The organism is Candidatus Nitrospira nitrosa, from assembly GCF_001458735.1.
GTDB classification, from domain to species: Bacteria; Nitrospirota; Nitrospiria; order Nitrospirales; family Nitrospiraceae; genus Nitrospira_D; species Nitrospira_D nitrosa.
The window spans coordinates 877,191-889,944 of sequence record NZ_CZQA01000001.1 but is presented as its reverse complement, the minus strand read 5'-3'; the positions used below and the strand labels follow the sequence as shown (position 1 = coordinate 889,944).

The window sequence follows — 12,754 nt, the reverse complement described above, 5'->3', positions numbered from 1 at the left end:
TTCACTATTAGGATGCTCAAAATAAACATCCGGCATGGCCGTAGGCAAGAAAAGACCGGAGGCGTACCCTCTGGGGTACGTTGAGGAACTTTTCGAGCCGAGAACGAAGCCGGTGACCATTGTCAGCATTCGTGGAGAACTAGATGCCCCCTGATGAACGGTTAGGTCATATCGCGATCGAAGACGAGATGAAGTCCTCCTACCTCGATTACGCCATGAGCGTCATCGTGGGGAGGGCATTGCCCGATGTCCGTGATGGGTTGAAACCGGTGCATCGGCGGATCCTCTTCGGCATGAGTGAAATGGGCTTGGCCTCCAATCGGGCCTACCGCAAATCAGCCAAGATCGTCGGCGAAATCATGGGAAACTATCACCCCCATGGGGATTCGGCGATCTACGACACCCTTGTGCGGATGGCGCAAGGCTTCAATATGCGCTATCCCCTCGTGGACGGCCAGGGCAACTATGGGTCGATGGACGGAGACTCAGCGGCGGCCATGCGGTACACCGAGGCCCGTATGACGAAGCTGGCTGAGGAGATGTTGGCCGATATCGACAAAGAAACCGTTGATTTCGGCCCGAACTATGACGAGTCACGGCAAGAACCACTGGTGCTTCCCACGAGAGTTCCGAACCTCTTGATCAATGGGGCGGGGGGCATTGCGGTCGGTTATGCGACCAACATTCCCACACACAATATCCGTGAAATCATCGATGGCTTGCTCCTCCTGTTGGAGAATCCCGATGTGACGATCGCCCAGTTGATGCAGAAGATCCCTGGGCCGGATTTTCCTACGGCTGGTTTCATCTATGGCATGGGTGGAATTAAGGAAGCCTATGAGACCGGACGCGGACTTCTGACACTGCGGGCAAAAGTCGTGGTCGAGACCGATGAACGCACGGAGCGAGAACGGCTCATCGTCACGGAAATTCCCTATCAGGTCAATAAAGCCAAATTGATCGAAAAAATTGCGGACTTGATCCAGGACGATCGCATCAAGGGCATCTCCGATCTCCGAGACGAATCGTCTGATCGCGAAGGGGTGCGGGTGGTGATCGAGCTCAAACGGAACGAAATACCCCTGGTGGTCTTGAATAATCTGTATAAGCATACCCAACTCGAAACGACCTTCGGCGTTATCATGTTGGCGCTGGTGAACAATCGCCCTGAGATTCTCACGCTCAAGCAGATCCTTCGTCATTTCCTTGAACATCGACGCGAAGTCGTCGTACGACGGACCGCCTTCGAGCTCAGGAAAGCGGAGGAACGCGCGCATATACTTGAAGGACTCAAGATCGCACTGGATCATCTGGATGCCGTCATCGCACTCATCAGACGATCGCAATCGCCGGACGAAGCCCGTGCAGGGTTGATGCGGGAGTTTGGCCTGAGCGAGATCCAAGCCACTGCGATTCTTGACATGCGGCTGCAGCGCTTGACGCAGCTGGAGCGGGCCAAACTCGTCGAAGAGTACCAGGAGGTTCTGAAGCAGATTGAATATCTGAGATCCGTGCTGGCCAGCGAGTCGTTGGTGCGGACCATCATCAAGAACGAGCTCACTGAGATTCGTGAAACGTACAAAGATGATCGCCGAACCCAGATCGTCAAGGAAGAAGCCGAAATCAGTCTCGAAGATCTGATTGCAGCGGAAGAAGTAATCGTCACCATTTCTCATTCGGGATACATCAAGCGGAATGCCGTGTCCCTCTACCGGGCTCAGCGACGTGGAGGGAAAGGCAAGATCGGGATGGGTATCAAGGATGAGGATTTCGTCGAGACGCTTTTTTCCGCCTCCACCCATGATTCGTTGCTCTTTTTTACTGATGCGGGGAAAGTCTTTTGGCTGAAAGTCCATGAGATTCCTGAGGCCAGTCGGTCCGCGAAAGGAAAAGCACTCGTCAATCTCCTTGCGTTGGCCGGGAGTGAAAAAGTGACCGCGACCTTGCCGGTCAAAGAGTTTCGTGATGACCGCTATGTCGTGATGGCGACGAAAAAGGGGAGTATCAAGAAGACGGAATTGTCTGCGTTCAGCAACCCCAGGCAGGGCGGGATCATTGCGTTGGGACTCGAAGGTGGTGACAAGTTGATCGGAGTGCAGCTGACAGACGGACAGCGTGAAATTCTATTGGGAACACGACAAGGTATTACAATTCGATTCAAAGAAGAAGAAGTGCGGTCGATGGGTCGGATGGCGCATGGTGTGAAGGGGATCACGCTGGAAGAGGGCAACGAAGTCATCGGGATGGAAACCATGACTCCAGACTCGACCACCTCGATTTTGACCGTGACGGAAGGCGGCTACGGCAAGCGGACACCGGTAGGCGAATATCGAGTGCAAGGTCGTGGTGGAAAGGGCATTATCAGCGTCAAGACCACCGAGCGCAACGGGTTGGCCGTGGGGTTCCTGCAAGTACGCGATGACGATCAGATCATGTTGATGGCTGCGCAGGGGAAAGTGTTGCGCTGCAAGGTTGATGATATCCGAGAAATCGGACGGAACACTCAGGGTGTTCGCATTCTGGATCTCGATGGGGAGGGAGACCGAGTCGTCGCGGTGGCCAGATTGGCGGAGACCGTTGAACGGGAGGATGCCGCCTCGGAGGACACTCCCGAGAACTGATCGGATCAAGTCCGCCGATCCTTCAAGGCCCAGGCCATTGTCTTCTGCTATGCCTCCGAGTGACCAAAAGGCAAAGAAGCCCCTCGACATCGTCGTCAAGTTTGCGCTCAGCGTATTTGTCGGATCGTTCGCCTTGATCTGGGGGGGTATGTATCTGAGCCGCCCGGATCGATCGATTCCTCCCTATACCGTTGGTGCCCAGTCGGGTGTGCTCGTCGCGACGGATGTTCCCCGCGGGACAACCGACGCTGAGGTTGAGTCCCTGGTCAAGCGCTTTCGAAAGGTCGGCCACCAAACGCATGACTTTGCCCGGATGAAGATCTATCCCACGACACCCGGCGACCCCAGTGGGCCGTACAAGCAAATCATGATTTACGTCTTTGATGATCATGGCTGGACCGATCCGGATGTCCTCGCCAAGTATCTCGCGGGAGACGCATCCGTGGTAAAAGACTATGAAAAGTCCATACGCGGATATTATCGCTTGCTGGATCAAGAGGAAGACGGTGGTCTAGGTCCAATGCCACAGGACGGACGAATTTCTAGTGAAACACGGGTCTTATTCAAGGGGCGCGTGACGGACCCTTTGCCGATCGAGGCGGAACCTGAGCGGGGTATCGCGATATCACCTCTCTAAATCGCTCACGAAGAGAGGAATCTTGGATGGTCGTGGTATGGGTGACAACCTCAGCCCATGCGCTCTCAGACGGTACCGGTCGGATATCAGAATCGGGATCAACAGAGGGTGCCTCCCGATCGCGCGGAAGTTCTCCGACGCGACCGACAATGTCCGTCACAAGCTCCGGGCCGGCATCGGCCTGTAGTTTTGTCAGGAGAGCCGGTTTGAGAAAGGTCAATTGTTGAAGCCAGACGGAGTTTCTGACGATCAGATACAGCTTTTTGAAGCGAATGTTGGCCGGCCAGGTGTGGGACGCCATAGGCTCGCCGACGATATCGCTCCACTGATGTTGTAAGCGTAGTTCCACCAGCCTCGATTCAAGGCCAAGCCGTTTGGATAGACCAGACAGAATCGTGCCGAAGGAATCGAGAGTGCCGGGGCGAGCCATCTCGCATCATAGGCGCGAGCGGTGATCGAGATCAAGGTATTGGTGTTTGGGTATGGCGAAAGACAAAGAGGATCAGCAGAAGGTGGTGGCTACCAATCGGAAGGCGTATCACGACTATTTTATCGAAGAAAAATTCGAGGTCGGGATTGTGCTCAAAGGCACTGAGGTGAAATCGCTTCGGGACAGACGCGTGAACCTACAAGACAGTTATGCGGGTGTCAAAGACGGCGAGGTCTTTCTCTACCATTGCCATATTAGTCCCTACAGTCATGGCAATATTATGAACCATGACCCGGTCAGAACCCGTAAATTGCTTCTTCATCGAAAGGAGATCAACAAGCTCCTCGGAAAGACGCAGCAGAAAGGGCTCACGCTGATCCCTCTCCGGATCTACTTTTCAGAACGAGGCCAGGCGAAGGTTGAACTCGGATTGGCGAAGGGAAAAAAGCAGCATGATCGCCGTGATTCCATCAAGGCTCGTGAAGCAGGGCGCGAAGTTGAACGGGCGATCAAGGAGAGGAAGTAATAGGGAGAGCGACCGTCGTTTAAGGGAGGGGATGGTTTCATGGTCAGAGAGCAGAGAACATTCCGGTCATTTTGGAGTACCCCCACTTTCCCTCTGACCGAGTCTGGAAGACGACGACGGAAGTGATAGAGTCACATCCTTCGCTGCTGGCACTACCCCACTCCCCCGCGCGTTCTGTATGCCCAGTTTGATCCTACGGGAAGGTCAGAAAGGATCCGTTTCTGATGTTGCCCGTCCTCTCCCCAGTGAAACCGTGATAGGTTTCTACTGGGACCTCCACGGGAGGTAGACCTTCCCAACTCCAATACCGCGCGGTCTGCCGTCAAGGTAGGGTCACTACCCAACAACTTGGCGACAGCGATTACCCGCGCGAAAGCTGCAACATCGCGTACAACACTCCAACAATGCTGACCAAGATGAATACTTCTATAAATGACACCATGATCGTTCCTCACCCCCTTTCCGTTTCTACAAAGATACCCCTTCAAGATGAAGCCGCCATGAGGAGATCATGAAGAGTTCTTCATCTATGGAACGCGTATCTGTTCAAGAAACTGCGCAGTTAGCTGGCGGAGGGCAGAGCGCGACAAATGTCCGGGAAGCTGGAGAAACTGCCTGGGAAATATGGGTATTGTCTATGGCAATGCCGAAAACATTCGGCCCCGGTCTTCAATCCTCCAATTTGGTATGCCCACGACCTTCATGATTTCCTCCTATGAGGTCCGCCACCGTATCTATACCCTTGGTACTTCCTGGTCTCCTATTCTCAATCGTACGACCTGTGGGAAGACATGGTCTTAACTAGTGTTTAGTCCCAGTATGTGATGGTGTACTCTTCAGCCATCAATGGAAGGATGCGTGATGGGATAAGTACTCCACGGGAGCGCCCGCACGACAGCGGCGGTGCGTCGAGCAATCCAACAGAGTCAAGAGAGCCTGATCCTGCTGGCCAGCCGGTACGGGATCAATCCGAAAACGGTGGCCAAGTGGAAGAGGCGCACGTCTGTCAACGATCTGCCCACCGGCCCCAAGCATGCCAAGTCCACCACGCTATCGAGTAAAGAAGAAGCCATTATTGTCGCCTTCCGGCAACAGACGCTGCGGCCACTGGATGACTGCCTCTACGCCTTGCACGCCACGATCCCACACCTGACCCGATCGTCATTCCATCGTTGCTTACAGCGCCACGGGATCAGCCGGTTACCTGAAGTGACGGGAGACAAGCAACCGAAGAAGAAGTTCAAGACATACCCCATTGGCTACTTTCATATCGACATCGCCGAGGTCGGAACGACGGAAGGCAAGCTGTCCCTGTATGTGGCGATCGACCGTACCAGCACGTTCGTCTTCGTCCAGCTTGTGCACCATGCGAACCGGGGCACGGCGCAGCCTTCCTCGTCGCGCTGATCGCAGCGGTTCCCTACAAAATCCACACCGTGCTGACGGACAATGGCATCCGGTTCACGTTTCCACCGCGCGACGCTGACGGCCCGACCGCCACATACCTCACCCATAGGTTCGACATGCAATGCAACGCACACGGGATCGAGCACCGCCTCACCAAGATCAAGCCTCCCTGGACGACTTCATCAACGCCTATAACGATGGGCGGCGGCTCACAACCCTCAAAGGCCTCACGCCCTTCGAAGACATCGGCAACATCTGGACACAAGAACCAGAACGTTTCACCGCTAACCCAACCCATCACATGCTGAGACAGAACACCTAAGAAGGTCTGATTAATTCAGAGTTTCACTTGAGAGCCAGTCGAATCTCTAATGGTTTGAGAGGTGACTGGGCAAAAGTGAGAATTAATAAGATCTTCCTTAGGTTATCTTGCCGGGGGTAAATTTTCGGATATCCTTAACAATGAACGCTCATTGTTGAAGACACAACGGGTTTGATCCCGGAGCAGTTGAGGGCTGAGCGGAGCAACCGCCCCTGACGAATAGGGAGGCCATGAAGTGCCGATGACCGTCATCTGTCCCATCTGCGAGCACCAGCAAAAGATTGAGGCTATTGCGGATCAGTCAAGAGTGACACAGGTGAGCTGCACGGGCTGCCATGCGAATCTGGTGCTCTCTCCCTCACATCGAGCCACCACTCCTTGCGCATCCCGTGCACATTGGGCGACGGAAGCTATCGTCAATGTTCCGCTCTCCATCGGGCTACGCGTGCTGCTCTGTATCCTGACGGGCCTTGGCAGTTATGGCGTCTGGCAGGGCTTGAGGATTTCTGAGCCGTATGAACTGTCCAAAGCTTTTGTCCGTCACAACCCACAAATCGAGCAGCTCGTGGGTGCGGAGATGGAATTTGACTGGTTCCCGAAGAGTCATATTCAGGTGGACGAGCAGGGAGGATCGGGAGAGTTTCACCTCATGGTTTCCGGGACAACGGGGAGCGCGGTGGTGCACGTTCGTTTGGACAGGCGCCAGCAACAGTGGCAGATTGTCGAGGCAGGGTATGCGGATCCAACCGGCACCTATAAATCTCTCCTCCCGACACGCGCGACCTCGCGACCGGAAGGTCCGCACAATCAACTCCAGCCGGTACTATGAGGTGGCGGGTAGTGAATTGGCCGACAAGACGGCTCACTAACAAGGTTGAGAAGGAGTGACCTATGTTCGGCTTGTTCCAAGCAGACAAGGGACTGCATCTGACGTGTCACCAATGTCGCACCCGGCACCGAGTTCGGAATGCCCACAAGCTCGAAGCTCGCATGCGAGCGCACTGTCAACGGTGCCGCACACCGTTTGTCGTAGTGGCCGCCAAGGCAAAACAGCCCGCGAGTCCTGTCTCTACTGTTGCAGAGGATCCTCTTGAAACGTCTGCACAAGGAGATTTCCCGCAACCTCGGCGGTTTGCTTTCACGGGGAAGGGTGAGTCTCTCTTTGGGATTTCTCTCGTCAATACCTTCCTCACGCTTATCACGTGTGGACTGTATATGTTCTGGGCCAAGGCGCGTGTGCGGAAGTACCTCTTCAGCCAGACCGAATTCGCCGGCGATCGCTTTGCGTATCATGGCACGGGACCGGAACTCTTCCGGGGTTTTCTGAAGGCGACCGCGGTGTTCGGCATCCCCTATGCTTGTCTTGCGATGGGACCACAGCTCCTTGGGATGGAGGTCTGGATACAGGCCTCCGCGCGGTTTCTTGCCGGCGCCTTGTTTGTGATCTTTATTCCTATCGCCACCGTGGGTGCGCGCCGGTATCGTCTCACGCGAACATCCTGGAGGGGCATTCGTTGCTCGTTTGTGGGATCTGCCTGGCAATACATCAAACTCTATCTCACCGGCGCACTCTTGAATGTGATCACGGTGGGGACTTACTACCCATTTTATGATGCCCGCCGCCAGACCTTTCTCATTTCCCATTCCCGTGTCGGCAATCAGTCGTTTCACTTTGACGGACAGGGTCGGGATCTGGCGAAGGACTTCTGTCTGGCTGTTCTGCTCACCCCGTTCGCATTCGGGTTGAACTGGTTTTGGTACAGCGCGAAGCGACAGCGGTATTACTGGGAACACACCTCCTTCGCCGAGAGCCGATTTGCCTTCACGGGAACCGGGGGGGAGTTGTGCCGCCTGAAACTCGTGAATGTGTGTTTGCTCGTGTTCACCTTGGGGTTTGCATGGCCGTGGACCACCATTCGAAATGCACACTTTATCTTCGAGCACTTGACCTTCACGGGGCCCGCCAATCTCGATACACTCACTCAGGCTACTGCAAGTAGCGTCGACAACGGGTGAAGGTCTCGATGGGTTTCTCGATACCGGGTTCGACCTTGGCTAGTGTTACGCCCTCCATGACCTGGGTCGGATATTATCTGGACGGGAAAACTGCCACCCGACAGCAGGTCACCGTGCATGTATCAGCCCATGCCCTCCAGATTATGGGGGAGGATGGTCGTACACTGAGGTGGCCCTATGCCGGTATCTGCCAAACGCAAGGCGCCTACAAGGGTGAGCCGGTCCGTCTGGAATATGGAGCCGAACCCGCTCAGGTTCTCGTAATTTCGGATCCCGCCTTCTTGAACGCTCTGCACACGATAGTTCCTGTACAGACAACGCATTTGCACAATCCGCTCCATCGCGGAGTCCGTGCCCGTCTTACAGTCGTAGCCGCGTTTGCCGTACTCGTTATCGGGGGCGCGCTGTATCTGTGGGGGATTCCTGGGCTGGCATCGGTCATCGCGCCACGAGTCCCAGTGGAATGGGAAACCCGCTTAAGCGACGCCGTGATCGAGCAACTGGCTCCTTCGTCTTCCCGCTGCGTGGATCCAGCCCGAACACACACGCTGGATACCATTCTCGCTGCACTGATGGGCCAGGCACAGTCGCCCTATGTCATGCGCGTCATTGTTGTCCGTGAGCCAACGATGAACGCGTTTGCTCTACCTGGCGGGTATATTGTGGTCTTCAGTGGATTGCTGGAGCGAACAGAAACGCCCGGGCAATTCGCCGGGGTGCTCGCCCACGAGCTGCAGCATATTCTCAAACGCCATACCACCAGAGCAATGATCGAGCAGGCCTCCACAAGCCTTCTATTGGCCATGATTGCCGGAGACTTTTCTGGGGCGATGGCCTATGGATTGGAGGGGGCGCGCACCTTAGGTCGGTTGCAGTACGGTCGACAATTTGAGGAGGAAGCTGATGCACTGGGCATCCACATGCTGCAGGCCGCTGGCATCGATCCGCAAGATATGATCGCTTTTTACCAGATCATGAATGAGAAGACCCTCAATCCATCGGGCGTCTGGGCTTATCTTTCGACTCACCCTTCCACCGAGGATCGCATCAAGAGGTTAGCCTCTCTGAGCAACAAGGCCTCTACGAAACCAGCCACTTTCTTGCCAGATGCTGATTGGGTCAGTACCCGCTCAATATGTGGTGAGCCGTCTCATCAAACGACGGACCCTGTCCAGAGTACGCCATAACCTCCATCATGTACTGAATGGGTTTCGTTATCTCCGCAACCAGTAAATAAAAGTCGCTCGCCGACCCGATGCCTGTTCGGATTTGCGGTGCCGATAAACCCGTCCAGGATTCGTTCTGTGGTCTAACCCTAAATAGTTTGCGGATGCTCAATCCTGAGTCTCCCTGAAACCTCCAACCTGCAGCGGTGGGAACACGGTGGCGAGGAAGGTATTTGTCAAACCGTCACATTAGCCAAATCACTTTGCCGAGCAGAAAGCAAAGACGCGAGAATGTGGCTTGTGGAGGAGTGTCGTGTGTTGATGGGCAGTTAAGCCGAAGGTGTTTGCTGACCAAGCGCCGGTAGCCGCAGAGTGAAAACGGAGCCCTTGTTGACGTCACTGGTGACGGAGATGCTTCCGCCGTGGGTTTCCATGATTTCCTTCACAATGGGGAGCCCAAGACCCGTCCCGGCGGCATCTTTCGCTCGCGCCCAATCGGTTCGGTAGAAGCGCTCGAAGAGATGCGGGATATTCTCCGGTTCGATGCCATGGCCGGTATCTTCGACGGCGATGGAGACCTCACGTCCAACTGTCTGCAGACGAACGGTCACGGATCCGCCTGAGGGCGTGTACCGTAGCGCGTTGTCCAGCAGGTTGATCAGGGCTTGCTTGAGCCACTGTGCGTCGCCGAGCACGGGCGGTACTGGTTGAGGCTCGAACGTCAACGTGATCTGACGGTCATCCGCCAAGAGCATCAATTCATCTATGAGCTCCTGAATCAATGGCTCCAACGCAAGCGGGAGGAGATTGACGGGCGGCTTGCTACTGGTGAATTTCGCCAGTGTCAGCAAGGGGCGGGTTAAGGCGATAAGCCGGTCGACCTGCTGGAGGTTGTTGAGCAGGACCTCATGATACTCCTCGGTTGTCCTGGCTTTCATGAGGGCCACTTCCAGATTTCCCTGGAGGATGGTCAAGGGTGTTTTCATTTCGTGGGCGGCGATTTCGCAAAAATTTCGCTGCACTTCACTCCCACGCTGGAACTGGTCCAAGACAGAATTCACCGCCTGGGTGAGTCGCCGAAACTCTCGATAGGGTGAATCGAGCGCCAAGCGTTTCCCCAGATCGGCTTCCGACATGGTCTCGGCTCCTTTGCACAGTGTTTCGATCGGAGCCAGCACTTTTTGGGCCAGCCAGAGGCTTCCTACCCAAGCCATAAACAACGTGGCGCCGGATCCAAGGCTGAGCAAGAACACGAGCCCACGGAGCGTTTCATGATGGTGCAGCAAGGATGTTTCCGCCTGCAGCACGTACCGGAGGCGACCACCCTGTACGACAAGAGGGAGGAAGAGATGTCGAGCAGGGGTGCCGTCCGGCGCGGTCAGTGTGTCGAAGACGAGGGTTGAAATCCGAACTCGCTCTAGTACGCGGGGAGACAGCGAGTCTTGTGGGGAAGCATGAGGACTGCTCCACAGGAGTCGGCCGTCAGTTGAAAAGATTCGAAGGGCGTGTGTGACATCGGGCAGCACATGTTGTTCCGTTGGACTTTGGGTCAATTCATTCGTGGGGGCAATGGTACGGTCATGCCGTTCGAGGATATCCGGATATTGCTCCACAAACTCGGCCAGACTCTCCGCCAGGACCAGCAGACGTCCGTCGACGAACCGTTGCAATAGGGTTTCACTGGCGGCATATACGAGCCCGGAAAACAGGAGAAGCCCGGCCATCAGGACGAAGGCGGACCAACTGATCAGACTGCGCAGAGATTTCATGCGGAGGCGTCCGGCTCTTCTAGCATGTACCCGGCGCCGCGAACCGTGGCGATCAAGGGAGGGGAATAATCTCGATCGATCTTGGCGCGAAGAGCGCGGATATGGGCGTCGACGATATTCGTCATGGGGTCATAACTGATATCCCACACGTGCTCGATGATGGCCGTTCGAGTGAGCACGCGATTCTTGTTCCGCAGCAGAAACTCGAGAAGTGCGTACTCCTTATTGGTGAGAGCGATTTCGTGATCGGCACGCCAGACGCGGTGCGAAGCCGGATCTAATCGAAGATCGGCCGCTTGAAGGTGCGCCAGCTGTTGAGAGCCGCCCCGTCGCAAGAGGGCCCGAACCCGGGCGAGCAATTCCACGAATGCGAACGGCTTCTCCAAAAACTGATCCGCACCCGTGTCATACGCAGAAACTTTCGTTTCAACCGTGTTGCGTGCCGTCAACAGGAGCACGGGGGTGGAGAGGCCCTTGTCACGGATCCGGCGGCAGACAGTCAGACCGTCCAGTTTGGGCAGCATGATGTCGAGAATCACGAGATCGTAGGGGTTGTCCAACGCCAGTGCTAAGCCCGCTTCACCGTCATTGGCCACATCGACCGCATGCCGCTCTTCTTTCAATCCTTTTCGGATAAACTGAGCCAAATCCGCATCATCTTCGACTAGTAGGATTCTCATCGCCTACCTCTATAGGTGAACCGGACAGACCAGCAATGATGGAGGCGGTCGCTTAGCAGAGGCTGCTTTTGCAATCGGTGACCACCAGGTTTGTCGCCTTTTCATCGGCATCAAGCTCAAGAGTCAACCAGGCGATCCCCACCGCTCGCTCATCTTGGTGAGCTCCACCACTGCCTTCGAGCAGGCTTACCACATAATAGCGGCCTGCGGGAACTTTCGTGAACCAAAAGTGACCGGTCGGGTTGGCTCGCGTCACACGTAGATAGGGAAGCAGGCGTTTGTCCGTCAGTAGTTGATCCATGACCCCACGAAAACAGTCGACGGTTGACGTCTGCGTCGCACGGGTTTCAGACGATGCTCCACCTTTTGATGAGCATGTGCTCTCTCTCACCTGCTTATCGAACCACGCGCGAGTATAGGATGTGATAGGAATCAATACGATCGATGCACCGGCTTGAGTGACCGCTTTGCCTGAAACAGTACGCAAAAACACCTGTCCTGCCGCGCTCCCATGTCCTTTGGCTTTGTAGGCGAATAACTCTTTCTCATTGAAGGTTGATGGATTCGGGGGGCTCGGGACAGCAGCCTCTGCTGAGTCCACGAGCGAGCAGCTTATCAGCAGGAAGCATGCAAGCCAGCATCTAAAATCACAATGACGCCGTATCATGTTGAGGGCGCCGACGCCGTAGCTGATTCGTCCTGGGCGGTAAGGACTGGGATCGCCTTGTGTTTGAGGGCACGACCTTTGTCGGGAGTTGGATCGGTAATCAGCCCGTACACCTCGCGACCTTCGTGACCCTCCGGCAAATATTCCGTAATAGGCATTCCATCTTCCCGCACAAACAGGAGGCAGTGACAGTATTTGTAGATCTGCATTTCGTCGCACGCGCAGATCCAGCGTCGGAGCTTGGCTTCGGCCTCTTTGTCCTTATAGAAATTACATGGACAGAGCGGTTTGCCCAGTTCATCGATATGGGACGCCAATCCCTTGACCACCGCTTCCGTCACGGCGGCATTGGGATGCATCGTCGTTCCACTTTTTTCTGCAAACCCCGTGATGAACTTCTGGATTTTCTCGAGGCTTTCTGGTGTCGGTTCCGCCATGCATCTCCTCCTGTGAGCCACAATGGGCAGAACCGCTAGTTTACAAGGATAATTCGCTCCTTTACAATCCGCTCTT

General features: G+C 55.3%; 11 protein-coding genes and 1 pseudogene. 7 read left to right on the top strand and 5 right to left on the bottom strand.

From position 1 onward, the window contains the following. Positions 1-143: 143 nt before the first annotated feature. The gene (gyrA, locus tag COMA1_RS04265; RefSeq protein WP_090744241.1) at positions 144-2,621 is read left to right on the top strand and encodes a DNA gyrase subunit A; all 2,478 of its coding nucleotides are present in this window, start codon (positions 144-146) and stop codon (positions 2,619-2,621) included. A gap of 49 nt (positions 2,622-2,670) precedes the next feature. After that, complete coding sequence (locus tag COMA1_RS20550) at positions 2,671-3,258, top strand: hypothetical protein (protein WP_141654213.1); 588 nt, start codon at positions 2,671-2,673, stop codon at positions 3,256-3,258. On the opposite strand, the gene COMA1_RS04255 is transcribed toward COMA1_RS20550, so the two are convergent. Next, positions 3,185-3,688 (bottom strand): DciA family protein, encoded by a 504-nt coding sequence (locus COMA1_RS04255; RefSeq protein ID WP_090744237.1) that lies wholly within the window; start codon positions 3,686-3,688, stop codon positions 3,185-3,187. The genes COMA1_RS20550 and COMA1_RS04255 overlap by 74 nt on opposite strands. Before the next feature lie 52 nt (positions 3,689-3,740). Between COMA1_RS04255 and smpB the strand changes: the two genes are divergently transcribed. The 5 genes and pseudogenes from smpB to COMA1_RS04230 all read left to right on the top strand — a co-directional run bounded on the left by smpB (position 3,741) and on the right by COMA1_RS04230 (position 9,146). Next, the gene (gene smpB, locus COMA1_RS04250) at positions 3,741-4,214 is read left to right on the top strand and encodes an SsrA-binding protein SmpB (protein ID WP_090744233.1); all 474 of its coding nucleotides are present in this window, start codon (positions 3,741-3,743) and stop codon (positions 4,212-4,214) included. Between the two features lie 903 nt (positions 4,215-5,117). Beyond that, a pseudogene (locus COMA1_RS04245) lies at positions 5,118-5,943 on the top strand (DDE-type integrase/transposase/recombinase). A gap of 241 nt (positions 5,944-6,184) precedes the next feature. Next, positions 6,185-6,772 carry a cytochrome c oxidase assembly factor Coa1 family protein gene (locus COMA1_RS04240; RefSeq protein WP_090744230.1) on the top strand — a complete coding sequence of 196 codons (588 nt, stop codon included), beginning with the start codon at positions 6,185-6,187 and terminating at the stop codon, positions 6,770-6,772. A 62-nt stretch (positions 6,773-6,834) separates the two neighbouring features. Continuing rightward, the gene (locus tag COMA1_RS04235) at positions 6,835-7,959 is read left to right on the top strand and encodes a YjgN family protein (protein ID WP_090744227.1); all 1,125 of its coding nucleotides are present in this window, start codon (positions 6,835-6,837) and stop codon (positions 7,957-7,959) included. Positions 7,960-8,015: 56 nt separating this feature from the next. After that, a complete protein-coding gene (locus tag COMA1_RS04230) occupies positions 8,016-9,146 on the top strand; it encodes a M48 family metallopeptidase (protein ID WP_176697845.1) in 1,131 nt (376 codons plus the stop codon). Positions 9,147-9,454: 308 nt separating this feature from the next. On the opposite strand, the gene COMA1_RS04225 is transcribed toward COMA1_RS04230, so the two are convergent. From COMA1_RS04225 to COMA1_RS04210, 4 genes are all read right to left on the bottom strand, one after another. Then, positions 9,455-10,894, bottom strand: a complete 1,440-nt coding sequence (locus COMA1_RS04225; protein WP_090744220.1) for a sensor histidine kinase — start codon at positions 10,892-10,894, stop codon at positions 9,455-9,457. Continuing rightward, positions 10,891-11,574, bottom strand: coding sequence for a response regulator transcription factor (locus COMA1_RS04220; protein WP_090744217.1), 684 nt, complete (start codon positions 11,572-11,574; stop codon positions 10,891-10,893). Before COMA1_RS04220 ends, COMA1_RS04225 begins: the two co-directional genes overlap by 4 nt. A 52-nt stretch (positions 11,575-11,626) precedes the next feature. Further along, positions 11,627-12,175: a hypothetical protein gene (locus COMA1_RS04215; protein WP_090744214.1), complete on the bottom strand. Its 549-nt coding sequence runs from the start codon at positions 12,173-12,175 to the stop codon at positions 11,627-11,629. A gap of 62 nt (positions 12,176-12,237) precedes the next feature. Further along, on the bottom strand, positions 12,238-12,678 hold the full coding sequence (locus COMA1_RS04210) for a ferredoxin-thioredoxin reductase catalytic domain-containing protein (RefSeq protein WP_090744211.1): 441 nt from the start codon (positions 12,676-12,678) through the stop codon (positions 12,238-12,240). Positions 12,679-12,754 lie beyond the last annotated feature (76 nt).

Bases quoted from the DNA above. Each gene is read 5' to 3' on its own strand.
- smpB (WP_090744233.1), top strand. From the start codon at position 3,741: ATGGCGAAAGACAAAGAGGATCAGCAGAAGGTGGTGGCTACCAATCGG.
- COMA1_RS04230 (WP_176697845.1), top strand. From the start codon at position 8,016: ATGACCTGGGTCGGATATTATCTGGACGGGAAAACTGCCACCCGACAG.
- COMA1_RS04240 (WP_090744230.1), top strand. From the start codon at position 6,185: ATGACCGTCATCTGTCCCATCTGCGAGCACCAGCAAAAGATTGAGGCT.
- COMA1_RS04210 (WP_090744211.1), bottom strand. From the start codon at position 12,678: ATGGCGGAACCGACACCAGAAAGCCTCGAGAAAATCCAGAAGTTCATC.
- COMA1_RS04255 (WP_090744237.1), bottom strand. From the start codon at position 3,688: ATGGCTCGCCCCGGCACTCTCGATTCCTTCGGCACGATTCTGTCTGGT.
- COMA1_RS04235 (WP_090744227.1), top strand. From the start codon at position 6,835: ATGTTCGGCTTGTTCCAAGCAGACAAGGGACTGCATCTGACGTGTCAC.
- gyrA (WP_090744241.1), top strand. From the start codon at position 144: ATGCCCCCTGATGAACGGTTAGGTCATATCGCGATCGAAGACGAGATG.
- COMA1_RS20550 (WP_141654213.1), top strand. From the start codon at position 2,671: ATGCCTCCGAGTGACCAAAAGGCAAAGAAGCCCCTCGACATCGTCGTC.
- COMA1_RS04220 (WP_090744217.1), bottom strand. From the start codon at position 11,574: ATGAGAATCCTACTAGTCGAAGATGATGCGGATTTGGCTCAGTTTATC.
- COMA1_RS04225 (WP_090744220.1), bottom strand. From the start codon at position 10,894: ATGAAATCTCTGCGCAGTCTGATCAGTTGGTCCGCCTTCGTCCTGATG.